Below are 26,332 nucleotides of genomic sequence, written 5' to 3'. Positions count from 1 at the left end.
CACACTCAGGCGGCCACTCGCAAACCCAGTTCCCCCAGGCTTGCGCGCAGCGCTTGCTTGAGCGGCGTGCGCGGCAGCTCGCCCACCAGGGCTTCCAGCGCCGTGCCATCGAGCGCATGTGGCACCTTCCACAAGTAAGCCATCTCGGCCAGCTCGCGCCACATGGGCACCACCGCGCCGCCTGCGCGGATCAGCCACCATGGCATGCCGCCCACGCGCGGTGCGTGCGCCATGCCGCTGGCTTCGGCCAGCGCGCTCACCAGTTCATCGCCCGTTAGCGTATGCCCCGCGAAATGCAGCACGGCATGGCCGCGCAGATCGGCGTGACGGCCTGCCACCGCAACGAAGGCCTGCGCCAGGTCGGGCAGGTAGGCCCAGGCATGCGCGCGGTCGCGCGGGCCGGGATAGACCACCTTGCCTTGATCGAGCGACTTGGCGATCGCCAGGTCCATCCATGCGCCGCGCCCCGGGCCGCCGAAGAAATCGCCCGCGCGCAGGATCACGCTGCGCAGCTCGGGCGCACGCTCGCGCAGGCCGGCCTCGATGGCGTGGCGGATCTCGCCCTTGCGCGCGCTGGGCCGCTCGGCGGTATCGGGGCGCAGCAGCGGCGGCATCGACTCGCCGAAGTTGTAGACGTTGCCGGGATAGAGCAGCAAGGCGTCCAGCGCCTGAGCCACCTCCATGCCGCTGCGCGTCAGTGCTTCGGCGTGCTGCTCCCATTCGGTATAGACCGGGTTGAGCGCGTTCACCACCACGCTGGCGCCGCGCGCGGCGGCGAGCAGTTGCGCGGTGTCGGCCACATCGATAGCCAGGCTGCGCACGTTGTGCGCTGCCGTGCCCGCCAGCGGACGGCGTGCCTGCGCCAGCACCGTCCAGCCGGCCGCCGCGAAGGCATCCACCAGGGTGCGGCCTAGACGGCCGTTGGCGCCAAGTATCAATACGGTGTCGCGCATCATGTTCTCCTGCATCACGTTCTCCTTGCGGTATCGCCTGAAGACCATTGTGGGCAATCCTTCGCTACGCCACAATTGCATGAATATGCAACACGCGAATTCATTTTTGAATAGAACGCCAGGCAAGGAGCGATGGAGAAAATGGCCGAAGCATTCGACTGGACGCTGATGCGCTCCTTCCTGGCCGTGATGGAGGCCGGCAGCCTGCTGGGCGCGGCGCGCCAGCTTTCCAGCAGCCAGCCCACGCTGGGGCGCCACGTGGCGCAACTGGAGGCGCAGCTCGGCGTGCCGCTGTTCGAGCGCACCGGCCACGGCCTGCAGCCGACAGAGGCTGCGCGCGCCATCGCCGGGCATGCGCGGGTGATGCAGCAGGGCGCGGACGCGGTCGCGCGCACGCTCGCGCGCGACCAGGCGGGCATTGCGGGGACGGTGCGCATCTCCGCGAGCCGCGCGGTGGCCAGCTACCTGCTGCCGCCGCTGCTGGCAGACCTGCGCCTGCGCGAGCCGCAACTCGCCATCGAAGTGGTGTCGTCCAACGCCGTCAGCAACCTGCTGCGGCGCGAGGCCGATATCGCCATCCGCATGGTGCGGCCGGTGCAGGCATCGTTGATCGCGCGCAAGGTGGCGTCCGTGGCGCTATGTGCCTGCGCCCACGAGGACTACCTGCGGCGCAAGGGCGTGCCGCGCACGGCGCAGGACCTGCCGCGCTTCGACCTGATCGGCTATGACGGCGACGACACGATCCTGCGCGGCTTTCGCGCCATGGGCGTGGAGATCACGCGCGAGGCGTTCGCGGTGCGCAGCGATGACGATATCGTGCTGTGGCAGTCGATCCGCGCCGGCCTGGGCGTGGGCTTTGCGGCGCGCTATATCGCCGCCGGCGATGCGCGCGTGCGCACGGTGCTGCCCGCGCTGTCCATTCCACCACTGCCGGTCTGGCTCACCGTGCACCGGGAAATCCGCGGCAGCGCGCGTATCCGCGCGGTCTACGATTTTCTGGCCAGCGCCATTCCCGCCGCGCTGGCGGCGCCGTGAGCGCACGTTCTCAACGCCCTACGCGTCCAGCCTGACATGCTCCGCCAGGTGGCTGACCACGGTGGCGATACGCCGCAGATGCCGGGACTCCGGATGTGTCAGCAGCCACAGGTCGGTGTCGCACTCGTCCAGCGTGCCGGTGAGCGCCACCAGCTTGCCGCTGCGCCGCCCGATCATCAGCGAAACAATGCCGGCGCCGAGCCCTGCCTCGACGCCTTCCAGCACGCCGGCGATGCTGTTGACGCGGTACTGCGGCACCACGCGCGGCAGGTGCTTGCGGCGCCAGCGCACCGACGGGTGATCGGGCATGGCCTCGTCCGGCGCGATCCACGGCAGTGTGGCCAGCGCGGCAAGGTCGACGGCGCCGCCGTGCCCGGGGATCGCGATGCCGGCCGCCTCCACCAACTCCCGCGCCGCGAACACCGCCACGCGCAAGGGGCCGAGGCACTTGCCGATCAGGTGATCGGGTGGATGGCGCGTGGCGCGCACGGCGATGTCGGCGTCGCGCCGGGTCAGGCTGACCAGCTCATTGGTGGCGATCAGCTCGAAGCTCAGCCCGGGATGCTTGCGCCCGAGCGGCGCCAGTGCCGGCAGCACCATGCCATGCAGCACGGTATCGGTGGTGGTGATGCGCACCAGGCCCGACACCGTGCCGGCCGACACCGAGGCATGCGCGCGCGCCGCCTCCAGCTCGGCCTCGATGCGTTCGGCATGCTGTGCGAACTGCTGGGCAAGTTCGGTCGGCAGGTAGCCCGCGCGGCTGCGCTCGAACAGGCGCCGCCCCAGCCCTTTCTCGATGCGCTGCAGCGCGCGGAACACGGTGGAGGCATCAAGCCCGAGCCGGCGCCCGGCTTCGGCCAGCGTGGCGCAACGCACCAATGCCAGCACCACGTCGAGATCGGGGGAAGAGAGTTGGTAGGGTATGTTCATTGCAGATTTGCAGCCATAGCTTGCGTCAGTGCGCATTGTGATTGCGCTTTCGCAATCCTAGACTGCCTGCACTGCCACCACAAGGCGTGGCGGCAAACCCTGAAAAACCGAACCCAAAACAGCGAGGACTACCCGATGAAGCTCTACTACTCCCCTGGCGCTTGCTCCCTGGCCGTGCATATCGCACTGCGCGAAGCCGGCCTGCCGTTTTCGCTCGCCAAGGTCGACCTGGCCCGGCACAAGCTGAGCGAGCCGGAAAACGGCAGCGACGACTTCTACGCGGTGAGCCCGCGCGGCTACGTGCCGATGCTGCAACTGGACGATGGCTCGCGCCACACCGAAGCCGCATCGCTGCTGCAATACGTGGCGGACCTCGCCCCGGGCAAGGCGCTGCTGCCGGCGGCCGGCACCCAGGCGCGCCTGGAAGCGGTGGGCTGGCTGACGCTGGTCTCCACCGAGCTGCACAAGGTCTTCAGCCCGTGGCTGTGGCACAAGGAAACCGCGCAGAGCACACGCGAGGATTGCCTGGCCAAGGTGGCCCTGCGCTTCGCCGAGCTGGACCGGCACCTGGCCACGCGCGACTACTTGTGCGGCACGCAGTTCACCGTGGCCGACGCCTACTGCTTCGCCGTCGCCAACTGGGCCAATATGCTGCAGATACCGCTCAACCCTTACCCCGCGCTGCAGGCCTACCTGTCGCGCGTGGCCGCGCGGCCGAAGGTGCACGAGGCGCTGGTGGCCGAGGGGCTGGCGCGCGATTGATCGTGCAACCGGTGCCGGGCGTCAGGCTGCCGTTGTGGTGACGGGCGGCAGCCTGTAGTTGTCCTGGCTAAGCAGGTCCAGCCCGCACTCCAGCGTCGAGACCCAGTCGATGAACTGCGCCACCATCACCTTGCCGCGAAACGACGGGCCGTGCTGTGGCACGATCCACTCGATATCCAGCCCGCGCGCCATGTTGGCCCACAGCCGGCAGGCGCGGTTGCCGCTCATGTAGCGCTGGTGGAAGGGCAGCATGGCGCGGGTGTGCGCGGCAAAATCGCTCACCACCGCGCCGGCTTCCCGCGCGCTGGTCATGGCCGCGCCCAGGTCGCCGGAGAACAGGATCTTGCTGATGGGATCGTAGAACTGGAAGTTGCCCTCCGAGTGCAGGAAATGCGCCGGCACCGCCAGCAACGTGCAGTTGCCCAGCGCGATCGGCATGCCGGCATCGGGGATGGTGACGATGCGCCCTTGCGTCTTGCCCGCCTGGCAGAAATGCGGCAAGAACCGCGCCCAGACGCGCGAGATCAGGATGCGGCTATCGGAGGCGGTCAGCCAGCGCCCGACCGAGGCCACGATATCCGGATCGGCGTGCGACGCCAGCACGTAGTCGAGCTGCTTGGGCGGAAAGTAGCGGCTGATGGCGAGGTACAGCTCGCCGTAGGTCATGTGCCCGCCAGGATCGATCAGCGCGCCGTGGCCGGCGTCGACGATCAGGAACTGGTTGGTCTGCACCACCTCGCCGTGCTCCTCCTCGACCAGGTCCGAAAACAGCAGGCAGGTGTGCCCGCCGGCATCGTATAGCGTGATGGCCATCGTCTGTCTCTCCCCAAAGCGGCGAAAGTAGCGATGGCGGCGCCCCGGCGGCTTGACGCTGGTCAAGAAGCCAGCGAATCGTGCGCCGATGCCATGGGGGCGGCCACGTTGAAGGGCAGTGTGCGCGGCGCCACCTGGGCGCTTGGCGGCTGGCAGGCGGTGTGCCTGGCCGGGATCGGCTTTACCGCGCTCAACCTGGTGGCGCACGGCTTCACGGCTGCGAAGCCGTGCGGTGCCGATGGCAGCTTAGTAGCCCGGTGGCTTAGCGCGCGCCGTCCAGCAATTGCTCGATCTTGCTCACGAACTGCTTGTCGTCGGGCTTGGTCATGCTGTTATAGCTGCCTACCACCTGGCCGTTGCGGTCGATCACGTACTTGTAGAAATTCCACTTGGGCGTGGTGCCGGACTGCTTGGCCAGCAGCGCGTACATGGGATTGGCATCGCTGCCGCGCACGTGCGACTTGCCCAGCATCGGGAATTTCACGCCATAGGTGTTGTAGCAAAAGTCGGCGATCTCCTTGGAGGAGCCCGGCTCCTGCGAAAAGTCGTTGGACGGGAAGCCCAGCACCACCAGCCCGCGTTCGCGGTACTTGGCGTACAGCGCCTCCAGCCCTTCGTATTGCGGGGTAAAGCCGCAATAGCTGGCGGTATTGACCACCACCACGACCTTGCCGGCGTACTGGCAGAGGTTTTGCGGCGCTTCGTCCTGCAGGCGGGGGAACTTGAAGTTGAGCGAGGCCGGGCAGGCGCCGCCCGGCTTGGCGGCGGTGGCTGCCGGGGTATCGGCGGCTTGCGCAAGACGCGGCGCGGCGACAACAGCGGCGGCAGCGGCCAGGACCAACGCGCCGGACAAGGCGATGCGTTGCAGGGCGCGTGAGCGCTGTTCGGGAAGGCTGCGCATGTAGGAAACTCCGGAGATGGTCTGTCCGTAGTTTACGCCGTTGGGCGTGAAATGGATGCGCAAGCCTCCTCCCGCTTACTCCATGGCCAGCGTGGCCGCGTGCTCGGTCACGCTGCTGCGCAACTCCACGTCCGGCATGCGGCGCACGATCACCAGCGCCAGCAGGGCGGCCACGGTGCCCACGGCAAAAATCAACCGGAAGCCCGACTCCACGCCGCCCGTCAGCACGTCCCGCACTGCGGGAGAGAGATGGGCCAGCGCCTCGCTGCCGTGGCGCAGCGCGCCCAGGTCCAGCGCCTGCGTCACGCCGGAAGCGTGCAGGGCATGGCGGAATTCCAGCGTCAGCAAGGTGCCGGCCAGCGCGCCGCCAAAGGCGCTGCCAAGTGAGCGCAGCACCAGCAGCGCGCCGGTGCCGGCGCCGGTATCGCGGCGCTCCAGCACGTTCTGCACCGTCATCAAGGTGCCGACCATGGTCATGCCCAGCCCCACGCCGGCCACCATCATGGCCAGCAACACCAGCGCCAGCGGCGTGGACGGCGAAACCGCCACGAGCGCCAGCAAGCCCAGCGCCGCCGCGATGAAACCACCGGTCAGGATGCCGCGCATGCGCCCCAGGCGCGGCGCCAGCCCGGCCACGATGAAATTGCCCGCCACCGTGGAGAGCAGGAACGGCACCACCAGCAAGCCGGACTCCGACGCGTCGGCTCCGCGCACCAGCTGGAAATGCAGCGGCAGCGCGAAGATGCACAAGAAGATATTCAGCGCAGCCATCGCGGACGCCGCCACGCCCAGCACATAAGCGCGGTTGCGGAACAGCCGCGGCGGCAGCATCGGGTCGCCCGCGCGGCGCTCCTGCCAGACCAGCGCGGTCACCGCCACCAAGGCCAGCAGCGCCAGGCCAGCGATCTCTGGCGAAATCCAGTCGTAGACATCGCCCCCCCAGCTCATCGCCAGCAAGAAGGCCACAATGGAAACCGTCAGCAGCAACGCGCCGCCCCAGTCCACCCGCGCCGAGCCGCCACGCACCTGCAGCTGGCTTAAGCCCCGATAGCACATGAACATGGCCAGCAGCCCCAGCGGCACATTGATCCAGAACAGCCAGCGCCACGACAGATGATCCGACGTCCAGCCCCCCACCAGCGGGCCGGCAATGGAAGCCACCGCCCACACGGTCGCCAGGTAACCCTGGTAACGCCCACGCTGGCGCGGCGCCACCACATCCGCGATCGCCGCCTGCGCCAGCGACATCAAGCCGCCACCGCCAATGCCTTGCAGCGCACGGAACAGGATCAGCTGCTCCAGCGTAGCCGCCATCGCGCACGCCACCGAGGCCAGGATGAACAGCGCGATCGCCAGCATCAGCAGCCGGCGCCGGCCATAGGTATCCGACAACTTGCCGTACAAGGGGGTGGAAACGGTGGAAGTGATCAGGTAGGCCGTCACGATCCACGACAGATGGCCAAACCCGTTCAGGTCATTGGCAATGGCCGGCACCGCCGGAATCACCACGGTCTGGTCCAGCGCGGACAGCAAGATGCAAAGGATGATCCCGCCGATCACGCGCATGATGGCCTGATGGCTCAGGGCAGGGGTAGCAACAGCAGAAGCAGCAGAAGCAGCAGATGAAGCAGGAGCGGAGGAAGACATCGGAGGCATCGGAGGCAGCGGGGCGCGTAGTCATGAGCAACCAACGTTGCGCCCAACCGCCAACAAACCACCTCGTTTGTCAGCCTATATCGGGGAACATGGCCACAAAATTGAAATCAACCGATTTGACGCGTACCCAGCGCTGCGCGAATCGAGAACTGCCACGAGCTGGCAGATGCCGCCTGCACGGCCCGGGCGGGCCTAATTCAGTGAATGCATAATTATATGCGGATACCAAATATGGAGTGCGGCACTAAGTTGGTTTCTGATGCGGCGCCGACGTGCCTTTTGCCTGAACGTGCGTACTTCTGTTCAGTACGAGCGGCCATCTGCCAGCAAGCCGACACGAAGCAAAAATACGGAATTTTGTAGTTTTTTTGTTGCCGGCAGGGACGGGAGCGTACCCAATACAGCGGGGCCAGATTGGGCTGGCCCCCAACAAGCCACCCGTCACACGCAGCGAAGCAAGACGTGAAGATGTGCCAAGGCCGTATGGGGCGCCTTCCTGGCCTGCCCTTTTGGCGAGACAGGAAAACAGGCCGGCGCCCCGCAGGGGTCATGAAACTGCCTTTGACTTTAAGCTTGTGACCTTAAGCCCTTGAACCTGCGGTAAATCAGCTTCCATTTACCAGGAATCACCGGGGCAATGAGATCAGAGCTTGGGATGGGGCGTCCCGCTAATGTAGTGCTCCAGTTGATCGATGATAAATTTCTGCTCGGAAATAATATCCTTGACCAGGTCCCCGATCGACAACATGCCCACCAGGGCATCGCCGTCCATCACCGGCAAGTGCCTCAACCGATGCTGCGTCATCAACGCCATGCACTCATCGGTACTCTGATCCCCGCGCACATAAATCACCGCCGACGTCATGATGTCGCGAACAAAGGTCTCCCGGGAAGTCCGCTGCATCAGGATCACCTTCCGCGCATAATCCCGCTCGCTCAAAATACCAACGATATCGCCGCGTTCGATCACCAATAACGCGCCAATGCCTTTTTCCGCCATCAGTTGCAGCGCAGCATAAACCGTGGCGCCAGGGGGAATGCTGTAGATAGCCTGAGTCGGTTTGGACTCAAGAACCTGTCGTGCAGTTTTCATCACCCACTCCTTGTTCGATCCCAACGGATTGCAACACGACCCGCGCAAAGGCGGGAGCGCCTGGCAGGGCACCTGCGCACCGCGCCGCTGCCTATCGCCTTCAGATTAGCACCACGCGCGCACGCCTTACAGGGTGACGCACACGAATCTTTGCAAAAAAACCAAGCCGCTGAAAAGCACTGCGCAAACCCGCCGGCAAGCGCTATAAAGGAAAGGGAGCGCGCCACCTGGCGCGCAATGCGCAGGAGGGCCAGCCATGGCCACCGAGTCCGTTGCCGGCAAGCGCGTCATCGTGCTCTTCGACGACAGCCGCTGCATCCATTCGCGCCACTGCGTGCTGGACCGCCCGGACGTGTTCGTGCCCGGCGTGCAGGGCGAGTGGATCCACCCCGACAACGCCAGCGCCGAAGAAATCGCGGAGATTGCGCACAACTGCCCATCGGGCGCCATCAGCTACCAGAACGTCGACGATTCCCCCGGCGAGGCGGCGCCGCTGGTCAATGTGGTGCGCGTGTTCGAGAACGGCCCGCTGGCGCTGCGCGCCGCCATCACCATCGATGGCCAGCCCGCCGGCTTTCGCCTGACGTTGTGCCGCTGCGGCGCTTCGCGCAACAAGCCCCTGTGCGACGGCAGCCACGCCAGCGCGGGTTTCGTCGCCACCGGCGAGGCCGCCACCGTGGCATCGGAGCCGCTGGCGCAGCGCGATGGGCCCCTCGATATCCATCCCATCCCCAACGGACCGCTGCGCGTCAAAGGCAATCTTGAAGTCATCAGCGGCACCGGCAGAACCATCACCCGCATGACCGAGGCCTGGTTTTGCCGCTGCGGCCAGTCGGGCAACAAGCCGTTCTGCGACGGCACGCACAAGAAGGTAGGGTTCAGGAGCGACGCGCAGGATCCATAAAATCCATAGGATCCGAAGACAACGGCGCGGCCCCCAGCGCCAGCAGGCAAAGCCGCTCCATCTGCGCCACCCATGCCGCCCGCGAGGACTCGGCAGCCTGCAGCAGCAGCCGATAGCGGCGCGCGCCCCAGACCACCTCCAGCAGGCTTCGCACCGTGGCGGGGTCCGGCGCGCCCGGCAAATCCGGGCATGCCGCCAGCGCGCGCTGCCAGGCCGCGTACAACTCATCGAACACACGGCGGTGATGCTTGGTCTCGGCGATGCGCGCTTCCAGCATGAGCATCTCGTGTTCGAAGCCCTCCAGCGAGGCATCGTCGGCGCCGCAGGTCAGCCGTGCCAGGCGCTGGACGCGCGTGCGCCAGTCCAGCCCGGGTGCGGCCGCCACTTCGGCCTCGATGCGCGCCAGCAGCAGCTCGATGGTGTGCCGCACATAGCCGGAGAGCAGCGCCTCCTTGTTAGGGAAGTACTCGTACAGGGTGCCTACGGAGCATCCGGCCTCCAGCGCCACGGCGCGCGTGGTCACGCCGTCCCAGCCACGCGCCCGCCATATCCGAACAAACGCCTCGTAAATGGCATCCACGGTAAAGCGCGCGCGCTGCTGCGACGGGCGTTTCAGCGGCCTGGCAGGCGCTTGCGCCGGCTCGGCCGCGGCACCCGCGTTTCCGAACCCGGCGGCCTGCTTGCGGCGATACATTGGTGGCATCGACCTCGACGGTGAGAAAGGGACAGAAAATGGGACAGACGATGGATCAGACGAAGCACAGCGACCATGGCAGCCACCAAGGCAGTCACAACGACAGCGCCGAACAATCGCTCACGGTCACCCGACTGCTGACACGCAAGCATGCCCTAAATGAAAGCCGGCTGGAAGCGCGCCAGGAACGCACCGACGCCGCCCCCGGCGAAGTCCTGCTGAAGATCGACCGCTTCGCACTCACCACCAACAACATCACCTACGCCGCCTTCGGCGACGCCATGAATTACTGGCAGTTCTTTCCCACCGGGCAACAAGAATGGGGCCATATGCCGGTGTGGGGCTTTGCCGATGTGGTGGACTCCAAGGTGCCCGGCGTGGCGGCGGGCGAGCGCTTCTACGGCTACTTCCCCATCGCCAGTCATATCCGCATGCAGCCCGAACGCGTGACCGAGCGCGGCTTCTACGATGCCATCGAGCACCGCCGGTCCCTGACCTCCGCGTACAACCAGTACACCCGCGTGACCAACGACGCCGCCTACGCACCCGAGCTGGAGAACTACCAGATCCTGTACCGGCCACTGTTCATCACGTCGTTCATGCTGGCCGACTTCCTCGAAGACAACCGCTTCTTCGGCACGACCCGGCTGGTAGTGTCCAGCGCCTCCAGCAAGACCGCCTATGGCACCGCCTTCTGCCTGCGCGACATCCCCGGCATCTCGCTGGCCGCCATTACCTCGGAGCGCAACCGCGCCTTTGTCGAAGGCCTTGGCTGCTACGAGGAAGTGGTCAGCTACGACGGACTGGAAACGCTTAGCACCGACGTGCCCACGCTCTACGTGGACTTCTCCGGCGACGAAGCGCTGCGCGCACGCGTGCACCATCACTTTGGCGACGCGCTGGTGTACGACTGCTTTGCCGGCTCGGCGCAGAACACGGGCTTTTTGCGCGATACCGGCCTGCCCGGGCCCAAGCCCGAGTTCTATTTCGCACCGGTGCAGATCCGCAAGCGCAATGCCGACTGGGGGCCCGAAGGCGTGAACCGGCGCTTCAACGCAGCGCAGCGCGCGTTTATCGATTATGTGAAAGAGCCGGCGAACGGCTGGCTGACGCTGATCGAAGCGCGGGGCTTCGGCGCCGCGCAGGAGAGAATCGCGAGCCTGCTGGCAGGTGGAAGCGAGCCGAAGGCGGGGTACGTGGTGCGGCTCGGTTGAGCGCCGCATGCCTGTTGTTGCCAGTGCGCGGACGGGGCTTGCACGCGAGTGGCCGCGCCGGGCTCCTCGCAGACGAAAGCCCGGCGAGCCTGACTGCCAGTGTGTATGATCAAACGAAGAGCCGGGCAGCCACGCGTTGGACGAGAGCCCTGCAGTCCGTTGCGAGGATCTCTCGATGCGCGTCTCTTCGTTTGCCGGCGTACTCGCACTGCACGGCGCCTGTACCTACGCCCAGGCAAACCCGCCGCCCATCGCCAACGCTGGCTGGTTCGAGCCCGCTCGCGTCGGCGTCTCGCTTGGCATTGCGCCCGAAGCCAACCTTGGCCGCCTCGAGTTGCGCTGGGACCTGAGGCAGGACCTGTGGGACAGTGCCGCGCGATCGGTCAGGCTGCGCCTGGGGCTGGAGATTTCTGCGGGCGCCTGGGATCCGCATGGCGGCAGCAGCGGCGCAATGGGCGACATCGGCCTGACGCCCGTCTTTCGCTTGCAGGGTGGGGGCAACGCGACAGCCTTCGTGGATCTCGCCATCGGCGCCCACCTGCTCTCGCGCACCCGCATCTCGGATACGACCGTGTTCTCCACGGCGTTCCAGTTCGGCGACCGCATCGCCATCGGCTACCACTTTGACGATGCCATGCACTCCGAAGTCGCGCTGCGCCTGCAGCACTACTCCAACGGCAGGATCAAGCGGCCCAACCCCGGCATCAACTTCCTGCTCGTACAGTACTCGGCGCAGTTCTGAGCGCAGCGCGGCCGCGCTGCCGCCTTACTCCGCGCTTTGCAGGTAGCGCTGGCGCGCCTCTTCTTCCAGGATCACGTCTTCCACTTCCGCCAGCACGGCGTCCACGTCCACCGGGGTGTCGTCCACGGCAACCTGGCCGGTCAGCTTCACGCCAGGATGCAGCAAGCCGGCCTGGTAAAGCGCCCAGATTTCCTTGCCGTACTGCGTACCATTGAGCGCCGGCGCAAACTGGCCGAAGTAAAACGCGAGGTTATCCACATCGCGCTCCAGCATGGCGCTGGCTTCGCTGTTGCCGGCGGCATCCACCGCCTGCGGCAGGTCGATGATGACCGGGCCGTCGGCGTCCACCAGGATGTTGAATTCGGACAGGTCGCCGTGCACCACGCCGGCGCACAGCATCAGGATCACCTGCTCGATCAGCGCGTCGTGGAATGCCACCGCCTGCTCCGGGCTCAGCGCCACGTCATTCAGGCGCGGCGCGGCATTGCCCTCGGCATCCACCACCAGCTCCATCAGCAGCACGCCCTCGAAGCACAGGTGCGGCGTGGGCACGCGCACGCCGGCGGCGGCAAGGCGGTATAGCGCATCCACCTCCGCGTTGTGCCAGGCTTCTTCTGCCACCTTGCGCCCGTAGCGCGTGCCTTTTTCCATGGCGCGCGCCTGCCGGCTGTTCTTGACCTTGCGCCCCTCCTGGTAGGTCGAGGCCTGGCGGAAGCTGCGTTGCGCGGCATCCTTGTAGACCTTGGCGCAGCGGATCTCGCCACCGCTGCGCACGACATAGACGGTGGCTTCCTTGCCGCTCATCAACTGGCGCAACACCTCGTCGACCAGGCCGTCTTCGACCAGCGGCTGGAGCCGCTTCGGCGTTTTCATCGGGCAGCACCAAGTGGGCACGGCGAGCCCGCCATGCGCGGGGACAGCAGCGTCGCGGCCACCGTTATTCCGTCAGCATGCGCACTTTCACGCGCTTGCCCTTCACTGTCCCGTCATTCAGCTTGCGCATCGCCTCGCGCCCGATCGAACGCTCGACCGCCACGTAGGTGGACATGTCCATCACGTTGATCTTGCCGATCTGGTGCTTGGCGTAGCCTGCGTCGCCGGTGAGCGCGCCGAGGATGTCGCCGGGGCGCATCTTTTCCTTGCGCCCGCCAAGGATCTGCAGCGTGACCATGGGGGGCAGCAGGCGCTCATTGCTGGCGGGAGTCAGGTCGGACAGGGGCTGCCACTCCATCTCGGCGCCCATGGCCTGCTCGATATTGCCCACGCGGCCCATCTCGTTCATGCTCGCCAGGCTAAGCGCCCAGCCATCCTGGTCCGCGCGGCCGGTGCGGCCGATGCGGTGGACGTAGACCTCGGGGTCGGGCGTGACGTCGACATTGATCACCGCTTCGAGCTGGGCAATGTCCAGCCCGCGCGCGGCCACGTCGGTGGCGACCAGCACCGAGCAGCTGCGGTTGGCGAACTGCACCAGCACCTGGTCGCGCTCGCGCTGGTCCAGCTCGCCGTGCAGCGCCAGGGCTTCGAAGCCTTGCGCGCGCAGCAGGTCGACCAGGTCGCGGCAGCGGGCCTTGGTATTGCAGAAGGCCAGCGTGCTGACCGGGCGGAAATGGTTGAGCAGCAGGCCCACGGCGTTCAGGCGATCGCTGTCGGCCACCTCGTAGAAGCGCTGGCGGATCTTGCTGTCATCGTGCTGCTCTTCCAGCTTGACCTCGCGCGGCTTGCGCAGGAACTGCTGGCTGAGCTTGGCGATGCCTTCGGGATAGGTGGCCGAGAACAGCAGCGTCTGGCGCTCCTTGGGGCAGTGGCTTGCCACATAGGCGATGTCGTCGAAGAAGCCCATGTCGAGCATGCGGTCGGCTTCGTCCAGCACCAGCGTGTTGAGCGCATCCAGGTTCAGCGTGCCGCGCTCCAGGTGATCCATGATGCGGCCGGGCGTGCCCACGGCGATATGTGCGCCATGCGCCAGGCTGTCGGCCTGGGGGCGCATCGGCGAGCCACCGCACAGCGTCAGGATCTTGATGTTTTCTTCCGCGCGCGCCAGGCGGCGGATTTCCTGCGTGACCTGATCGGCCAGTTCACGCGTGGGGCACAGCACCAGCGCCTGCACGTCGAAGCGGCGCGCATCGAGCCGGTTCAGCAGCGCCAGCGCGAAGGCGGCGGTCTTGCCGCTGCCGGTCTTGGCCTGCGCGATCAGGTCCTGGCCGGCCAGCGCGATCGGCAGGCTGGCCGCCTGGATCGGTGTCATGGTCTGGTAGCCGAGCTGCTCCAGCGTCGCCAGCGTGGCGGGCGAAAGGGGCAGTTTGGAGAAAGAGGCGCCGGCAGCGGCGGGCGCTGCGGATTGGGTAGGGCTTGAGGTCATGCCGGATTATACCGGGCTGGCTACCGCGCTTCTGTCGTCAATTTGTCGCCTCCCGTCGCCTCCCTGCGTCTATTTACCCCTGGCGCCGGCTTCCCAGGGCGGCGCCTGCCATCCCAGCCGCGCCAGCAGCGCCTGCGCCGCTGCCGGCGCGCGCTCCTTGGCGCCGCTGATAAAGAACACGAAGACTTCGCGCTTGCGCCTTGCAGGTGCGCTGGCATCCACTTGCGGCAGATCCTCCGGCCTCCCGCCCGCCGCCCAGGCCTGCACGCGCTCGCCCCACGCATCCAGCGCCTTGGGCGCGTAGCCACTCCTCAGCGTCTGTGCGCTGCGCATCAGCCGCGCATAAACAAAATCCGCGGTGAGATCCGCGAAGGACGGAAACTTGTCCGAGTCCGTGAAGACGGTGGCCGCCTTGTACTTGCGCGCGAGCTTGAGATAGGCTGGCGTCATGAAGCTCTCGTGCCTCACGTCGAGCACATGACGCAGCTTGCGTCCTTCGACCGATGCCGGCAGCAGCGCCAGGAAGGCCTCGAAATCTTCCGGGTCGAACGGCTTGGTGGGCGCGAACTGCCAGACGATGGGGCCGAGCTTGTCGCCCAGCTCGGCGATGCCGCTGTCGAGAAAGCGCGCGATGGACTCGCCGGACTCCGCCAGCACGCGGCGGTTGGTGGCAAAACGCGATGCCTTGACGGAGAACACAAAGCCATCCGGCGTCTCGTCGCGCCATTTGGCAAACGAAGTGCGCTTCTGGGTGCCGTGGTAAGTGCTGTTGATCTCGATGGCGGTGAGCTGGCGGCTGGCGTATTCCAGCTCCCGGCTTTGCGTCAGTCTGGCGGGATAGAAGTTGTCGCGCCAGGGGGCGAAGTTCCATCCGCCGATGCCGACGCGGGCGATGGGCGCTTCGTGGGATTTGGTTGTGCTCCTAGCGCTTGCTTCAGCCATGCGTTCGCGTCCTGTCCAGGTGAATCGATGGGCCCTGAGCGCGCGCGGACAACTCAAACAAAGCGCACGCAGTAAATCGGCGGCAGATGTGCCGAGAACAGCTTCCAGCGCTCCCCGCCGCTCTCCGATATCCACAGGCTGCCGGTGGTGGAGCCCATGGCAAGCCGCTCGCCGGTATGATCCACCGCCAGCCCGTGCCGGTAGATCAGGTCATACGACGGCGCCGCGGGCAGCCCCTCGGAGAATGCCTCAAAACTCACCCCGCCGTCACGCGTGCGGGTGACCACCAGCTTGCCGTCCACCGGCACGCGGCATTCATCCTTGACTGCCGGCACGAACCACGCGGTATTGGGCCGGCGCGGATGCGCCGCCACGGCAAAGCCAAAGCTCGACGGCTTGGCGTGCAAGCGCTGCCAGTGCATGCCCGCATCGCCGGAGCGAAAGATCCCGCCATGGTGCTGCACCCACATTGCATGCGGATGGCCGGCACATTGCGCCAGCCGGTGCGGATCCTGGATATTGCCATCCTCGCGCCGCTCCGGTGGCATGTAGTCGGCCACCATGCCGCTCGCCGTGCAGGCCCAGTTCCTGCCACCGTCCCGCGTCTGCCACACACCGCCGCACGACACGGCCACGGTGACGTGGCGGCTATCGTGCGGATCCACGCAAATGGAGTGGATGCCCGGCACATCGTAGCCGCCGCCGAACCACTCGCTGCGCTCGGGGCGGTCCCACAGCGGCCGGTTCAGCGCCCAGCTGGCGCCGCCGTCGCCCGAGCGGAACAAGCCACCCGGCAAGGTGCCGGCCCACAGCACGCCGGGCTCGTCGGTCCCGCCGGTTTCCATCGACCAGATCTGCTGCAAGGACCACGGCACCGCCGGCGCGGCGATCGCGGGTTCGCCGGTTTGCGCAGGGATGGGTACGCCCGGCACGGCCGCGTCCCGGGGCGGATCCGGCTCCGGCTGGGGCGGATAAACCGGCACCGCGCAAGCCTCCCACGCCACGCCGCGCGCCCTGCGCCGCCATAGCTTCACGCCAAAATGCCCAAGGTTGAGTGCCGCATACAAGGCACCGTCACGCGGATCGCCCAGCACCATGCTCACTGGCTCGCCCAGGAAATGCACCGACTCCTGCAGCCAGGTGAGCGCGCTGTCGCGCCGCAGCATCAACAAGCCCTTGCGCGTGCCAATGAGAAGTTGATCGTTCATGCTGACCTCCACGCTTGAGCGCCGAGCCTTCAGCGGCAAGCCGTCAACCGCCTGACAGCGCCTGCACCACAAAGATCTGGCTGCTGGCGCCCACGCGATCGCTCATGCGCCGGCGGTCGCGAATGGCCGAGCCATCCACAAACACCGCCAGGTGCCGGCGCAACTGGCCCTGGTCATCGAGGATATAGCCGCGCAGCTCCGGCTGCTCCCGAAACGCCATCTCCAGCGCGGCGCAGACGGTAGCCGCGGGCACTTCCCGCTCCGGGCTCGGGATATGGCGCTGGATCGCAGAGGCAAAGACAAGGCGCGGCATGGCGAAAGGGCCAGCGCGGGGACCGCTGGCCGTGATGGCGAGTGTCTTGCAGTTTAGGAAATACTGCGGGGGAATGGGTGTGCGGTTGCGCGCAGTGGCAACAATCAGGGCTGTGGCGCAGCCGTGGCGCTTTGACGCTGCAACGCAGCATGCGCGGGAAGCCGGGACGCCCACCGGCAAGAAACCTCCAAGGCCTGCATACTGTCGGCTCCATGGCATCCATACCACTCACGTAAGGACGAAAGATGGCAAGCACCTTGTACGACATTCCCCTGAAACGCATCGACGGCACCGACAGCCGGCTCGCGGATTTTCGCGCTCGTGTGCTGCTGGTTGTGAACGTGGCATCGAAGTGCGGCCTGACGCCCCAGTACGAAGGGCTCGAAGCGCTGTACCAGGCCAAGCGCGCCGAGGGCCTGGAGGTGCTGGGATTCCCGGCCAACAACTTCAAAGGCCAGGAGCCGGGCGACGAGGCGCAGATCCAGGAATTCTGCAAGCTGACCTACGACGTGCACTTCCCGATGTTCTCGAAGGTCTCGGTGCTCGGGCCGGACCAGCATCCGCTGTACGCGGCACTGACGCAAGCCCAGCCGGCCGCCATCGGCGACGGCCCTTTCCGTGAGCGCCTGAAGGGCTACGGCGTGAACCCGGAGAACGCCACCGATGTGCTGTGGAACTTCGAGAAATTCCTGATCGACCGGGAAGGCAAGGTGGTAGCGCGCTTCGCACCGGACGTCGCCGCGAACGATCCGCGCCTGCTGGAGGCAATCGATGCGGCGCTGGGCCAGGGCCGCTGACCGGTAGCCGTTGGCTAGCGGCGCGGCGGCGTAGCAGCGGCACGAGGAGGGCATCAGGACTCGCCCACTCCGGCCGCCACCCGCTAGCTACGCGCCCAAGGTCACGTCCGCCTCCAGCGGATACACCGGCCGCGTCAGACGCGCAAACGGGAACTGCGTGTAGCGCGAACTCGTCACGCCGCCGCCATCACACTCCACCACCCCCTTTGCGATCGGCACGAACACCGGCCGGCAGTACATGCGCGACTTCAGCAACAGGTAGCGCTGCGCCAAGGGATCCACACCGATATGGGTAAAGATGCCCAGGTCCCAGTGCTCCTGCGGTGTCTCGGTCACCACCACCTGCGCCGCGCCGATATCGAGCAGCACGGTGCGGCCCATGCGGATGCGCGCGCCGGTGTAGGTCGGGCCACTGATCACGTATTCTCCATTGCTGATGGCGGCCACCCGGCCGGTCAGGGTCAGCGGCGTCGGGTAGATGCCAAGCTGGGTCAACGGCACCTTGTTGCCCACCGGCAACGTCACGCGGGCATCCACGCCGGCCTCGATCATCGCGGCTACGGCCTGCGGGTCGCATACCGGCCCCACGGCAATGCCGGACAAGCCTTGCCGCAAGGCCTCGCGCAGGACCTGCATATCGTCGCAGGTGCCGCCCGACATGCAGTTGTCGCCGTGGTCCAGCAACAGCACCGGCCCGCTGCCACCTTGCGCGGCCAGTTGCGCGGCGCGCGCAATCGATTCAGCCAGCGGCTCGCTCTCATAGACAAAGCCGGCGCGCTCCGCCCAGATCTGCGCGGCAAGCTTGTCGGCCGCCGCCTGCGCCGCAGCCTGGCCGCCATCGGCCACCACCAGCACGCTCAGGCAAGGCGCCGCGATATCCGCCAGCCCGAAGCCGGCCAGCACCGACACCGCCAGCATGCCGTCGGCCTCGGCCTGCCTGGCCGCCGCCACTGCGCGCTGGATCGCGCCTTCGCCGGTATTGCTGCGCAGTGTGTGCGTGACCATCGGCAGGCGCCGCCAGGCCAGCGCGGGCCGCGCCTTTTGCTCGAGCATGCGCATCAGCAGGCGGCCCGCGTGCTCGCCAGTCTCGTACATGTCCACGTGCGGATAAGTCTTGAAGCTGACCGCGATATCCGCGTGATCGATCATGGCCTGCGTCACGTTGCCGTGCAGGTCCAGCGCAACGGCAATCGGCGCGTGCGGCAGCACTTCGCGCAGGCGCGCCAGCAACTCACCCTCGCCGTCGTCGCTGTTCTGCGCGACCATGGCGCCGTGCAGGTCGAGCATCGCGGCATCGCACCCGGGCGCCGCCTTGACGATGGCATCGCACAAGGCCGCATACGCATCGGCCGCGACGCGTCCGCTCGGGTTGGCGCTGGCCGTGACCGGCACCACCAGCTCCGCGCCTGCCGCCTCGGCCAGGTCGATAAAGGCACCGATGGCCGTGCGCGTGCCCTTGCTCGCCCGGTACGCATCCTCGCCGTATTGCGGATGAAAGGACGACAGCGGCGTCGCCACCGGCGAGAAGGTATTGGTTTCGTGGTTCAGTCGTGCGATCAGGATCTTCATGGCGGTGCGGGGGCTCCAGCATGGAAGTGGCCGGGAATGTCCGGCCGGAACGGGGGATGGGGACCAGCGATGCGGCATCGGCGGCCAATGACTGGCATGACCTCGATGCAACGGCCAAAGTCTACCGGCATGTGGCCCAGGATGGAACGGTGAGGAAGAGGGGCACCGGAATTGCATCGCGCGGCGTGCGGCCGTGCTGGACACGATGATGCAGCCATGATGGACAATATCGCGCCAATCTCAACCTCGGAACAATGACAATGAAGAAGCAACTGCTGCGCCTGGGCGCTATCCTGCTGGCCATCGGCGGCCCCGCCATCTCCCACGCGGCCAACCTGCCACCGCTAGCCGCCCTGCTCGACTGCAAGGGCGAAGCCAGCGGCGTGGCCGCCTACGTCGATGCCCTGGAAGACGGCGGGCTGCCCGGGTGGAGCAAGAACGACGAACTGAGCGGCTTTGCCTCCGCCGTGTATCGCACCCCCAAGCCCGTCAGCGTTGCCGGCCTGCCCACCACCGACGTGCGCTTCGGCGACTACCAGCTCGGCAACTACACGGCCTATGGCATCACCAGCGCCACCGACCTCAACGCCGTGGCCAGCCAGCTCGGCCTGCGCGGCGTGGCCGGCCGGGGCCTGGCCCGCGAGAGCGCGCGCGGCGCGTGGATCGTGGCACGCGAGTACAAGGGCCGGGTCGAGCTGGGCTGCGAATATCCCAATCCGCGGCTTGGCGGGCAGAAGGGTGCGCCAGCGCGCTGAAGACTCTCCGGCGGCGCCGCTGCCCTGGCGCCGCTCACCTGGCCCCCTCACCTGGCCCCCTCACCTCAATCCGTGCCGCCCGTCTTCGCCGGATACTTCACCGCATTCATCTCCATCTTGGCCTTCACCGCCGCGTTCAGGTCAACATCGAGCGCGGTCAGCAACTGCGCCAGGTAGATCGTGATGTCCGCCAGCTCCTGCTCCACGTGCGCACGCTCGTCCGTGGACATGACGGCGCGCGCCTCCTCCTCCGTCTTCCACTGGAAAATCTCGACCAGCTCGGCCACTTCCACGCTCAGCGCCATGGCCAGGTTCTTGGGGCTGTGATACTTGCCCCAGCCGCGGGCCTCGCCAAATGCGGCGGCCGCTTGCTGGAGCGTCTTGATGTCGATCAGGGTCATGATGGTTCACTGCAAAAATAAGCACCGCGCCTATTGAACCACGAATGCAAGCGGCTCGCGGCGCGCAACATGCAGAGAAACATTGGTTTCATGTGCGCGCATACACCGAGCCGGACGACCTGGTCAATGGCGCGCGATCCTGCTGGCGCCTAGCGGCCAAGCCACGCCGGCAGCTGCGCGATCAGGTACAGCGCCGCGCCGATGAGCCCGCCGACCACCGTGCCGTTCATGCGGATGTACTGCAGGTCCTTGCCCACGTTCAGCTCGATCTGCCGGGACATATCGCGCGCATCCCAGCTGCGGATGGTGTTGCTGATATGCCGCGTGATGAACTCCGCGAAATCCGGCGCCATATTGCGCGCCGCATCGCGCAGGTGATCGTTGAGCGATGCGCGCAGGGACGCGTTGCGCGCCAGCTCCGCGCCGATCCACTGGCCCGCCGCCGCCACCTTGCGGTGTGTGGCGGAATCCTCGCGCGCCAGGTCGCGCTTGAACCAATCGCGCCACTCGGCCCAAAGCCCCCCGACATAGGCGTTCAGCGCCCCATCCTGCTTCAGGTGCGCCTTCAGCGCCTCGGCCTTGGCGTGGAAGGTGGCATCGTGCTTCAGCCGTTGAATCAAACGCTGCACGGCCGCATCGAAGCGCTTGCGCAACTCGTGATCGGCATCGCCCTCGATCTGGGTCAGCACGCGGCTCAGCGCCGCAGAAATCATGTCAGCGCCATTGCTCCCGATCCACTCGGTGGGAAGCAGCCGCTCCTTCCTGGGGTGATCGCTCTTCAGCCACTCCACGATCCGCTCCGAGATAAAAGCGCGGGCGGGCGGCTCGTTGAGCAAGGCGATCAACTGCGCGATGGTCTCGTCGAGCAGCGCCTGGTGCCGATCGTTCCTGGTCAGGCTGTCGAGGATGGTCGCTGCGGACTCCGACAGATCGACCTTGTCGATCATCGTATCCACCGCCCGCTTCAGCAGCGACTGGATGTTGCGCTCATCCATCACATCCAGCATGCCGCTCGCGAACTTCACCACCACATCACCGATCTGCCGCGCGTTGGCGGGCGACTCCAGCCAGCGGGTGACCACCAGCGCCGGATTGTGCCGCTCGATCAGCGCAACCACGGACGGCACGTCCAGGAACTTCTCCTTCACGAACACCGCCAGGCCGTCCGCGATATCGTCCCGCTTGCGGATGATGATGTTGGTGTGGCGCGCAAAGCCCGGCAACGGAATCCGCCGGAACAGCGCCGCCACCGCAAACCAGTCCGCCAGCCCGCCAACCAGCGCCGCCTCCGCCGCCGCCCGCACGCCATCCGTCAAAGGCGCGCGCGGCAGGAGGACGGTGGTGACAAAAACGGCAAACGCGAACAGTAGCAAGGCCAATGCCTTGCGCTTTGCGACCCTGAGTTCTTCTTCCTGATGCATGGGATACCGGGCCCTGCTGCTGGGCTTGGAGATGGGAGCGCCATCATAAATCGCATTCCGGACAAGGCAATGTCCGGTCCCGCTATCGGCTATCGGCTATCGGCTATCGGCTATCGGCAATCAAACGCTGCTGCCGTAGCGCGCAACATTCAAAGCCCAGGATACTTCGTCCGGATGCGCCGAACCAGCGCCTCGTCTGCCGGGGCGATGCCCAAGTCCCACTCGGGGAACACGCTCAGGTCATCAGCCAGCTCGGTGATCACTTCGCGCAGCTCCAAAGGCGCCAGCCACTCCGGCGGAATCGCCTCCACGCCAAGCAACGTGCCCAGCAGGTTTCCCGTGATGGCGCCCGTGGAATCCGAGTCGCCATCGTGATTCACCGCCAGCACAACCCCGTGACGAAAATCACGCGCGACCAGCGCGCAGTAAATGGAGATCGCCAACGCCTCCTCCGCCACCCAGCCCTCGCCCAGGCGCGCGATGGCATCATCAAAGGCCACGCCGGAGTCGGCCAGCGCCTGCGCATGCAGGATGGCCAGCAGCGTCTGCTCGTGATCCGGCCGCGTGGACAAGCACGCTTTGGCGCTCGACAAAGCATCAGGCAGCGCAGCACCGTCGGCCAGCTCGCGGATCAACACCGCCAGCACGCCGCCCGTCAGCGATCCGCTTGGATGTCCATGGGTCAGCGCGGCCAGCTCCGTTCCCAGGGCAAAGGCATCCTGAGGCGATCGCTGCCCGGCGCGCCGCCACACAAACAGGCCAGCCGGCGCCACACGCATCACGCCCCCGCAGCCCTTGCTATCGTTGCGCGCGAGCTCTCCCAGCTTGAGCATCGCCTCCAGCGCCGATAAACAAGTGTTTCCCGGCGCGCGCCGGCTATGCAGTGCCGCCTGCTGGTAAAGCCATCCCGGCTGGTCCGACAGCACATCGCGATGAAACGCCGGCTGGATCCCCTGCGTCAGCAACCAGCGCAGATAAGCGCGCGAGGCCACGCCAGGCACACTGCCGACGCCCCCGCTCGCCTCGCCCACCCACGCCCGCAGCAAGCCCTCCGCCGTGAACAACGTCATCTGCGTGTCGTCGGTGATGGTACCGACGCCACCGTAGGCCGGGGCGTAGCCGGTGATGCCGTCCTTGCCAAAGCGCTCGCGGATCTCCGCGAGCGACAGGAACTCCACGGGAGCGCCCAGTGCATCGCCAACAGCGCCGCCCAGCAGGCAGCCCTGGAAGCGGCTGCGTGTGATCTCGCAATCCATGACCGAAGCAGAAAACAAAAAACCCTCCGTGTAAGGAGGGTCGACGCATGGCCCGTTTGGTTGCTCCTCAAGGAGCCACATCCGCTTTCGCGATCCACCTTGCCCGGGAAGGCAGGTTGGCTTGGGCGTCGACCCAAATCAGAATGTGGGCGGATTGGAACATGGGGGGTTGGTGGGTGTCAAGGGTGGGGCAAGCAGGGTCAGCCGCATGATCGTGAGCCGGATCAACGGTGTTTGCTATTTCCAGCGGACCGATTTTGTCCGCCTTGCACCTGTTCAAGCCGGCTTGAGGCGCGTGCTTGCCGAGATACCTGTGAGCAGGCAATCAGAAGGTCGCCGGTGAATTGACCCACAAAACCCGCGCCACGCCGGTGCCGGCGTTACGGTAACCGTGCGGCACGCTGCTCGGGAACGTGAACGCATCGCCCACGCCAACTGTGTAGCTCATGTCGCCCAGCGTCAGCTCAAGCGTGCCTTCAAGCACATAACCGACTTCCTCGCCGACATGCTCGATCTGCCCATCGCTGGCTTCGCCCGGTGCCACGATGTGGATATTGGCCTGCAGCAAACCGCCACGCTTGGCAAGCACAATGCGCTCCAGCGCGATGCCGCCCGCCTTGATGACCGGACGCTCGCCCTGGCGCTTGATGGGGCTTTCGCTGGGGTTGTCCTCGCTCGTCAGCGCGGCGATATTGGTGTCGAGCGCAACCGCGAGCCGGTGCAGCATGGCGAGCGAGGGGGAGGCCAGGCCGCGCTCCAGCTTGGAGATCAGGCTTTCCGAGCAGCCAGCCTTCTGCGCCAGCTGCAGCAGCGTGTAGCCCGACACCAGGCGCGCATGGCGCAACCGCACGCCCAGGCTGGAGGCAGGCGTCTTCTTGTCGTTCGGGTCGCTTTGATCTTCTGAGTCGATCTGGTCAACCGCCAGCGCGCTTTTGGCTTTCAATTCACGTTCCGTGCAAGACAAGTTGAAGATGAAGAACCCAGGTTACTGGCTCGCCAGCGCGACCACGGTATAGGCCAGCGCCTGCGCCCCAAGGAATAGTTCGTGCGGAACTGTTTCCTCTGCCGCGTTATGGCTGATCCCACCTTTGCTGGGCACAAAAATCATGGCCGTGGGGCAATGCTCCGCCAGGTACATGGCATCGTGGAACGCTCCGGATGTGAGGTGCAGCGGCTTGCCCTGCGATGCCTGCTCGCTGGCCCGCGCACAGGCCCGCTCGATCAGGTTCAGCATGGCAGCGGGAAAGTGCGTTGGCGGGCGCCGGAAAAAGCATTGGTACGTGATGCCGCCCTGGCGCGGCCGAGCCTGCGCCACCACAGCAGCCAGCATTGCCTCGAAACGCGCCAGCACCGCCTCGTCCACGCAGCGCACATCAATCGTGAATTCTACCTTGCCCGGAATCGTGTTGACGGAGTTAGGGCCGACCTGCCAGCGGCCCAGCGTCAGCCGCAACTGGCTGGCGGCCTCGGCGGCGGCGTAGGTGTACAACTGGTGGGCGATGCCAACGGCGGTAGCCATGGCATCGCTGCGCTCGTCCATGGGCGTGGTGCCCGCATGCGCCATCACGCCGGTGCATTCCACGCGGTACCACCGCACACTCTGGATGCCGGTGACCACCCCCAGCGGCACGGCCGCGCGCTCCAGCACCGGGCCCTGCTCGATGTGCAACTCCACGCAGGCGGACATCGGCCGCTGCATCGGGCGGCGCGGCACATCGTTCGTGGCGGCAAGCGCGGCATCCAGCGCATCGCCGAAGCGGATGTTGGCGCCGTCCACCGACGCGCGATACGCGGGCAGGCAAGCCGGGTCCACAAACGCGCTCGACCCCATGGCCCCGGGCCCGAAGCGGCTGCCTTCCTCGTTGGTCCAGGCCACCACTTCGATCGGGCGCAGCGTCTCGATGCCGGCGTCATTGAGGGCCGCGATGACTTCGAGCCCGGCCAGCACGCCGTAGGCGCCGTCCAGCTTGCCCCCGACCGGCTGCGTGTCGGCATGGCTGCCGGTCAGCACGGGCGGAAGGTCCGCCTTGCCAGCACGGCGGAAAAACAGGTTGGCGCAATCGTCCGTGCTCACCTCGCAACCCAGCGCGCGCGCCTGCTCGATCAGGTAGCGCCGCGCGGCAAGGTCGATATCGGTCAGCGTTTCACGGGAGACGCCGCCATCGTCCCGACCGCCGAAAGCGGCCAGCGCGGCAATGGCCGCCTGCAAGCGGCCACTATTGACATGGTCCTGTGCCTGTTCTGCCGCGCGCTGCGCCAGCGGATCTTGTTGAGTCAATGGATTCTCCTCGGATTCAGATCGGTCATATCGCCGCGCTTCAAGCCACGCAGCGCTCAAGCGTCTGCGCAGCCGCAAGCACGCGCGCATCGCCCCGGTGCGGGCCAATCAGCGTCACGCCCACCGGCATGCCGTGCGCACCCGTGCCGGTAGGTACATGGACACAGGGATTGCCAAGCAGCGTCCACATGCGGTTGAACATCGGATCGCCCGTCGCGCCCAGGCCGGCCGGGGCCTCGCCCGGCGCGCTCGGTGCGAGGACGATGTCGACGGACGCGAACATCTGCTCGAAGGCCCTGCGCGCGGAACTGGCAAGCGCCTGCGCGGCAAAGAAGCGGCTGCCATCGATGCCGCGGCCCGCCGCCAGCAACGCGGCAAAGCCACTGCTGAAACCATCGGGCCGCGCGCGCATTTCCGGGGCGAACGCGGCTGCGGCTTCGTACGCCATGATGTCGATCTGGGCCTGCGTCAGTTCGTCGAACTCCACCGGCAGCAGCAGGTCGCTCAACACCGCGCCACGGCCCTCGAGCAAGCGCGCGGCCGTGTCCAGCGTACGCCGGCTGTCATCACCCGCGCGCTCCCAATGCGGCGTGCGGCAAATGCCAACGCGCAACGGCATCGCCTGCCCGGTCTGCGGCGGCGTGAGCGGCAGGCGCGCCATCGCGCCGATGAAGAAGGCAGCATCGTCGACGCAGCGCGCCAGCACGCCCACGGTATCCAGGCTGGGCGCGAGCGACTTGATGCCAGCCGACGGCAGCGTGCCAAAGGTCGGCTTGTAGCCGACCACACCGCAATAGGCAGCAGGACGGATGATGGAGCCGGCAGTCTGCGTGCCGAAGGCGATCGGCACCATGCCGGCAGCCACCGCCGCCGCCGATCCGCTGGACGAGCCACCCGGTGTGCGCGGGGCATCGGCGGGGGCGCGCGGGTTGCGCGTGGGCCCCGGCTGGAAAGTAGCGAACTCCGTGGTCACGGTCTTGCCCATGACCACCGCGCCCGCGGCGCGCGCCATTGCCACGCAGGCGGCATCCATGACCGGCCGATGGCCGGCGTAGATCGGCGAGCCATAGGTGGTGGGCATGTCGGCGGTGTCCATCAGGTCCTTCACGCCGATGGGCAAGCCGTGCAACGCGCCCAAGGCAGGCCCCGCATCCAGCAACCGTGCCTGCTGCAATGCCTGCGCCCCATCGAAATGCTGCCAGGCCAGAATACCGGCCTCGGCGGCATCGATGCGCGCGATGTACGCGCGTACCAAGGCCTGCACGCTGAGCTCGCGCCGCGCCATGCGTGCCGCCAGCTCGCGCGCCGGCAGTGCCAGGAAATCATTCATGCCTGT

The 26,332-nt window shown here is 66.7% G+C and carries 26 protein-coding genes and 1 riboswitch; of the genes, 7 read left to right on the top strand and 19 right to left on the bottom strand.

What is annotated here, in order from left to right:
* Nucleotides 1-5: 5 nt before the first annotated feature.
* Nucleotides 6-1,001 carry an NmrA family NAD(P)-binding protein gene (locus AC1Q7Q_RS34125; protein WP_492375473.1) on the bottom strand — a complete coding sequence of 332 codons (996 nt, stop codon included), beginning with the start codon at nt 999-1,001 and terminating at the stop codon, nt 6-8.
* A 93-nt stretch (nt 1,002-1,094) separates the two neighbouring features.
* Between AC1Q7Q_RS34125 and AC1Q7Q_RS34120 the strand changes: the two genes are divergently transcribed.
* Complete coding sequence (locus AC1Q7Q_RS34120) at nt 1,095-1,988, top strand: LysR family transcriptional regulator (protein WP_492375474.1); 894 nt, start codon at nt 1,095-1,097, stop codon at nt 1,986-1,988.
* 18 nt (nt 1,989-2,006) lie between these two features.
* Here the strand turns inward: AC1Q7Q_RS34120 and AC1Q7Q_RS34115 are convergent, their stop codons facing one another.
* Nucleotides 2,007-2,918: a LysR family transcriptional regulator gene (locus AC1Q7Q_RS34115; protein WP_492375475.1), complete on the bottom strand. Its 912-nt coding sequence runs from the start codon at nt 2,916-2,918 to the stop codon at nt 2,007-2,009.
* 135 nt (nt 2,919-3,053) lie between these two features.
* Here AC1Q7Q_RS34115 and gstA point away from each other — a divergent pair, with 135 nt between their 5' ends.
* Nucleotides 3,054-3,680 carry a glutathione transferase GstA gene (gene gstA, locus AC1Q7Q_RS34110; protein ID WP_492375476.1) on the top strand — a complete coding sequence of 209 codons (627 nt, stop codon included), beginning with the start codon at nt 3,054-3,056 and terminating at the stop codon, nt 3,678-3,680.
* A gap of 21 nt (nt 3,681-3,701) precedes the next feature.
* Here the strand turns inward: gstA and AC1Q7Q_RS34105 are convergent, their stop codons facing one another.
* The 4 genes from AC1Q7Q_RS34105 to AC1Q7Q_RS34090 form a co-directional block, all read right to left on the bottom strand.
* A complete protein-coding gene (locus AC1Q7Q_RS34105) occupies nt 3,702-4,493 on the bottom strand; it encodes an oxygen-binding di-iron domain-containing protein (protein ID WP_492375477.1) in 792 nt (263 codons plus the stop codon).
* Between the two features lie 262 nt (nt 4,494-4,755).
* Nucleotides 4,756-5,394 carry a glutathione peroxidase gene (locus AC1Q7Q_RS34100; protein ID WP_492375478.1) on the bottom strand — a complete coding sequence of 213 codons (639 nt, stop codon included), beginning with the start codon at nt 5,392-5,394 and terminating at the stop codon, nt 4,756-4,758.
* A gap of 75 nt (nt 5,395-5,469) precedes the next feature.
* A complete protein-coding gene (locus AC1Q7Q_RS34095; protein WP_492375479.1) occupies nt 5,470-6,960 on the bottom strand; it encodes an MDR family MFS transporter in 1,491 nt (496 codons plus the stop codon).
* Between the two features lie 733 nt (nt 6,961-7,693).
* A complete protein-coding gene (locus AC1Q7Q_RS34090) occupies nt 7,694-8,143 on the bottom strand; it encodes a CBS domain-containing protein (RefSeq protein ID WP_492375480.1) in 450 nt (149 codons plus the stop codon).
* Between the two features lie 256 nt (nt 8,144-8,399).
* Between AC1Q7Q_RS34090 and AC1Q7Q_RS34085 the strand changes: the two genes are divergently transcribed.
* Complete coding sequence (locus tag AC1Q7Q_RS34085; RefSeq protein ID WP_492375481.1) at nt 8,400-9,047, top strand: CDGSH iron-sulfur domain-containing protein; 648 nt, start codon at nt 8,400-8,402, stop codon at nt 9,045-9,047.
* On the opposite strand, the gene AC1Q7Q_RS34080 is transcribed toward AC1Q7Q_RS34085, so the two are convergent.
* Complete coding sequence (locus tag AC1Q7Q_RS34080) at nt 9,022-9,741, bottom strand: TetR/AcrR family transcriptional regulator (RefSeq protein ID WP_492387266.1); 720 nt, start codon at nt 9,739-9,741, stop codon at nt 9,022-9,024. The two genes, AC1Q7Q_RS34085 and AC1Q7Q_RS34080, sit on opposite strands and share 26 nt — an antisense overlap.
* Nucleotides 9,742-9,791: 50 nt before the next feature.
* On the opposite strand from AC1Q7Q_RS34080, the gene AC1Q7Q_RS34075 reads away from it, so the two are divergent.
* Nucleotides 9,792-10,955, top strand: a complete 1,164-nt coding sequence (locus tag AC1Q7Q_RS34075; protein ID WP_492375483.1) for a DUF2855 family protein — start codon at nt 9,792-9,794, stop codon at nt 10,953-10,955.
* 175 nt (nt 10,956-11,130) lie between these two features.
* A complete protein-coding gene (locus AC1Q7Q_RS34070) occupies nt 11,131-11,697 on the top strand; it encodes an acyloxyacyl hydrolase (RefSeq protein WP_492375484.1) in 567 nt (188 codons plus the stop codon).
* Between the two features lie 24 nt (nt 11,698-11,721).
* Here AC1Q7Q_RS34070 and AC1Q7Q_RS34065 read toward each other — a convergent pair whose 3' ends face one another.
* The 5 genes from AC1Q7Q_RS34065 to AC1Q7Q_RS34045 form a co-directional block, all read right to left on the bottom strand.
* Complete coding sequence (locus AC1Q7Q_RS34065) at nt 11,722-12,570, bottom strand: PA4780 family RIO1-like protein kinase (RefSeq protein ID WP_492375485.1); 849 nt, start codon at nt 12,568-12,570, stop codon at nt 11,722-11,724.
* A 64-nt stretch (nt 12,571-12,634) separates the two neighbouring features.
* The gene (gene dbpA, locus AC1Q7Q_RS34060; protein WP_492375486.1) at nt 12,635-14,056 is read right to left on the bottom strand and encodes an ATP-dependent RNA helicase DbpA; all 1,422 of its coding nucleotides are present in this window, start codon (nt 14,054-14,056) and stop codon (nt 12,635-12,637) included.
* 69 nt (nt 14,057-14,125) lie between these two features.
* On the bottom strand, nt 14,126-14,998 hold the full coding sequence (locus tag AC1Q7Q_RS34055; RefSeq protein ID WP_492375487.1) for a DUF72 domain-containing protein: 873 nt from the start codon (nt 14,996-14,998) through the stop codon (nt 14,126-14,128).
* Nucleotides 14,999-15,051: 53 nt separating this feature from the next.
* Complete coding sequence (locus AC1Q7Q_RS34050; protein WP_492375488.1) at nt 15,052-16,206, bottom strand: WD40/YVTN/BNR-like repeat-containing protein; 1,155 nt, start codon at nt 16,204-16,206, stop codon at nt 15,052-15,054.
* A gap of 43 nt (nt 16,207-16,249) precedes the next feature.
* Nucleotides 16,250-16,519, bottom strand: a complete 270-nt coding sequence (locus AC1Q7Q_RS34045) for a MoaD/ThiS family protein (RefSeq protein WP_043342689.1) — start codon at nt 16,517-16,519, stop codon at nt 16,250-16,252.
* 245 nt (nt 16,520-16,764) lie between these two features.
* Here AC1Q7Q_RS34045 and AC1Q7Q_RS34040 point away from each other — a divergent pair, with 245 nt between their 5' ends.
* Entirely contained in the window at nt 16,765-17,316 is a 552-nt protein-coding gene (locus tag AC1Q7Q_RS34040; protein ID WP_416050120.1) for a glutathione peroxidase, read from the top strand.
* Nucleotides 17,317-17,403: 87 nt separating this feature from the next.
* Here AC1Q7Q_RS34040 and AC1Q7Q_RS34035 read toward each other — a convergent pair whose 3' ends face one another.
* Complete coding sequence (locus AC1Q7Q_RS34035) at nt 17,404-18,885, bottom strand: M81 family metallopeptidase (RefSeq protein WP_492375489.1); 1,482 nt, start codon at nt 18,883-18,885, stop codon at nt 17,404-17,406.
* A gap of 260 nt (nt 18,886-19,145) precedes the next feature.
* Here AC1Q7Q_RS34035 and AC1Q7Q_RS34030 point away from each other — a divergent pair, with 260 nt between their 5' ends.
* Entirely contained in the window at nt 19,146-19,640 is a 495-nt protein-coding gene (locus AC1Q7Q_RS34030; protein WP_492375490.1) for a hypothetical protein, read from the top strand.
* Nucleotides 19,641-19,705: 65 nt separating this feature from the next.
* Here the strand turns inward: AC1Q7Q_RS34030 and AC1Q7Q_RS34025 are convergent, their stop codons facing one another.
* The 6 genes from AC1Q7Q_RS34025 to AC1Q7Q_RS34000 all read right to left on the bottom strand — a co-directional run bounded on the left by AC1Q7Q_RS34025 (nt 19,706) and on the right by AC1Q7Q_RS34000 (nt 26,326).
* Entirely contained in the window at nt 19,706-20,041 is a 336-nt protein-coding gene (locus tag AC1Q7Q_RS34025; RefSeq protein WP_150985404.1) for a nucleotide pyrophosphohydrolase, read from the bottom strand.
* Between the two features lie 149 nt (nt 20,042-20,190).
* A complete protein-coding gene (locus AC1Q7Q_RS34020; RefSeq protein WP_416050117.1) occupies nt 20,191-21,462 on the bottom strand; it encodes a DUF445 domain-containing protein in 1,272 nt (423 codons plus the stop codon).
* 149 nt (nt 21,463-21,611) lie between these two features.
* The gene (locus AC1Q7Q_RS34015; protein ID WP_492375491.1) at nt 21,612-22,736 is read right to left on the bottom strand and encodes an ADP-ribosylglycohydrolase family protein; all 1,125 of its coding nucleotides are present in this window, start codon (nt 22,734-22,736) and stop codon (nt 21,612-21,614) included.
* A gap of 28 nt (nt 22,737-22,764) precedes the next feature.
* Nucleotides 22,765-22,870: riboswitch (SAM-I-IV-variant riboswitch) on the bottom strand.
* A 173-nt stretch (nt 22,871-23,043) separates the two neighbouring features.
* Nucleotides 23,044-23,628 (bottom strand): helix-turn-helix domain-containing protein, encoded by a 585-nt coding sequence (locus tag AC1Q7Q_RS34010; protein ID WP_253929463.1) that lies wholly within the window; start codon nt 23,626-23,628, stop codon nt 23,044-23,046.
* 75 nt (nt 23,629-23,703) lie between these two features.
* Complete coding sequence (locus AC1Q7Q_RS34005) at nt 23,704-24,996, bottom strand: M20 family metallo-hydrolase (protein ID WP_492375492.1); 1,293 nt, start codon at nt 24,994-24,996, stop codon at nt 23,704-23,706.
* A gap of 40 nt (nt 24,997-25,036) precedes the next feature.
* Nucleotides 25,037-26,326: an amidase gene (locus AC1Q7Q_RS34000; protein WP_492375493.1), complete on the bottom strand. Its 1,290-nt coding sequence runs from the start codon at nt 26,324-26,326 to the stop codon at nt 25,037-25,039.
* Between the last annotated feature and the right edge of the window lie 6 nt (nt 26,327-26,332).

It is taken from the genome of Cupriavidus sp. GW823-FHT07A04 (assembly GCF_058794615.1).
Note: the sequence above shows the minus strand (reverse complement) of the source record. Positions and strands in the feature narration are given on the sequence as shown.

Excerpts from the sequence above, each read along its gene's own strand:
- AC1Q7Q_RS34125 (WP_492375473.1), bottom strand. The coding sequence starts at position 1,001 with ATGGTCTTCAGGCGATACCGCAAGGAGAACGTGATGCAGGAGAACATG.
- AC1Q7Q_RS34120 (WP_492375474.1), top strand. The coding sequence starts at position 1,095 with ATGGCCGAAGCATTCGACTGGACGCTGATGCGCTCCTTCCTGGCCGTG.
- AC1Q7Q_RS34115 (WP_492375475.1), bottom strand. The coding sequence starts at position 2,918 with ATGAACATACCCTACCAACTCTCTTCCCCCGATCTCGACGTGGTGCTG.
- gstA (WP_492375476.1), top strand. The coding sequence starts at position 3,054 with ATGAAGCTCTACTACTCCCCTGGCGCTTGCTCCCTGGCCGTGCATATC.
- AC1Q7Q_RS34105 (WP_492375477.1), bottom strand. The coding sequence starts at position 4,493 with ATGGCCATCACGCTATACGATGCCGGCGGGCACACCTGCCTGCTGTTT.
- AC1Q7Q_RS34100 (WP_492375478.1), bottom strand. The coding sequence starts at position 5,394 with ATGCGCAGCCTTCCCGAACAGCGCTCACGCGCCCTGCAACGCATCGCC.
- AC1Q7Q_RS34095 (WP_492375479.1), bottom strand. The coding sequence starts at position 6,960 with ATGCGCGTGATCGGCGGGATCATCCTTTGCATCTTGCTGTCCGCGCTG.
- AC1Q7Q_RS34090 (WP_492375480.1), bottom strand. The coding sequence starts at position 8,143 with ATGAAAACTGCACGACAGGTTCTTGAGTCCAAACCGACTCAGGCTATC.
- AC1Q7Q_RS34085 (WP_492375481.1), top strand. The coding sequence starts at position 8,400 with ATGGCCACCGAGTCCGTTGCCGGCAAGCGCGTCATCGTGCTCTTCGAC.
- AC1Q7Q_RS34080 (WP_492387266.1), bottom strand. The coding sequence starts at position 9,741 with ATGTATCGCCGCAAGCAGGCCGCCGGGTTCGGAAACGCGGGTGCCGCG.
- AC1Q7Q_RS34075 (WP_492375483.1), top strand. The coding sequence starts at position 9,792 with ATGGATCAGACGAAGCACAGCGACCATGGCAGCCACCAAGGCAGTCAC.
- AC1Q7Q_RS34070 (WP_492375484.1), top strand. The coding sequence starts at position 11,131 with ATGCGCGTCTCTTCGTTTGCCGGCGTACTCGCACTGCACGGCGCCTGT.
- AC1Q7Q_RS34065 (WP_492375485.1), bottom strand. The coding sequence starts at position 12,570 with ATGAAAACGCCGAAGCGGCTCCAGCCGCTGGTCGAAGACGGCCTGGTC.
- dbpA (WP_492375486.1), bottom strand. The coding sequence starts at position 14,056 with ATGACCTCAAGCCCTACCCAATCCGCAGCGCCCGCCGCTGCCGGCGCC.
- AC1Q7Q_RS34055 (WP_492375487.1), bottom strand. The coding sequence starts at position 14,998 with ATGGCTGAAGCAAGCGCTAGGAGCACAACCAAATCCCACGAAGCGCCC.
- AC1Q7Q_RS34050 (WP_492375488.1), bottom strand. The coding sequence starts at position 16,206 with ATGAACGATCAACTTCTCATTGGCACGCGCAAGGGCTTGTTGATGCTG.
- AC1Q7Q_RS34045 (WP_043342689.1), bottom strand. The coding sequence starts at position 16,519 with ATGCCGCGCCTTGTCTTTGCCTCTGCGATCCAGCGCCATATCCCGAGC.
- AC1Q7Q_RS34040 (WP_416050120.1), top strand. The coding sequence starts at position 16,765 with ATGGCAAGCACCTTGTACGACATTCCCCTGAAACGCATCGACGGCACC.
- AC1Q7Q_RS34035 (WP_492375489.1), bottom strand. The coding sequence starts at position 18,885 with ATGAAGATCCTGATCGCACGACTGAACCACGAAACCAATACCTTCTCG.
- AC1Q7Q_RS34030 (WP_492375490.1), top strand. The coding sequence starts at position 19,146 with ATGAAGAAGCAACTGCTGCGCCTGGGCGCTATCCTGCTGGCCATCGGC.
- AC1Q7Q_RS34025 (WP_150985404.1), bottom strand. The coding sequence starts at position 20,041 with ATGACCCTGATCGACATCAAGACGCTCCAGCAAGCGGCCGCCGCATTT.
- AC1Q7Q_RS34020 (WP_416050117.1), bottom strand. The coding sequence starts at position 21,462 with ATGCATCAGGAAGAAGAACTCAGGGTCGCAAAGCGCAAGGCATTGGCC.
- AC1Q7Q_RS34000 (WP_492375493.1), bottom strand. The coding sequence starts at position 26,326 with ATGAATGATTTCCTGGCACTGCCGGCGCGCGAGCTGGCGGCACGCATG.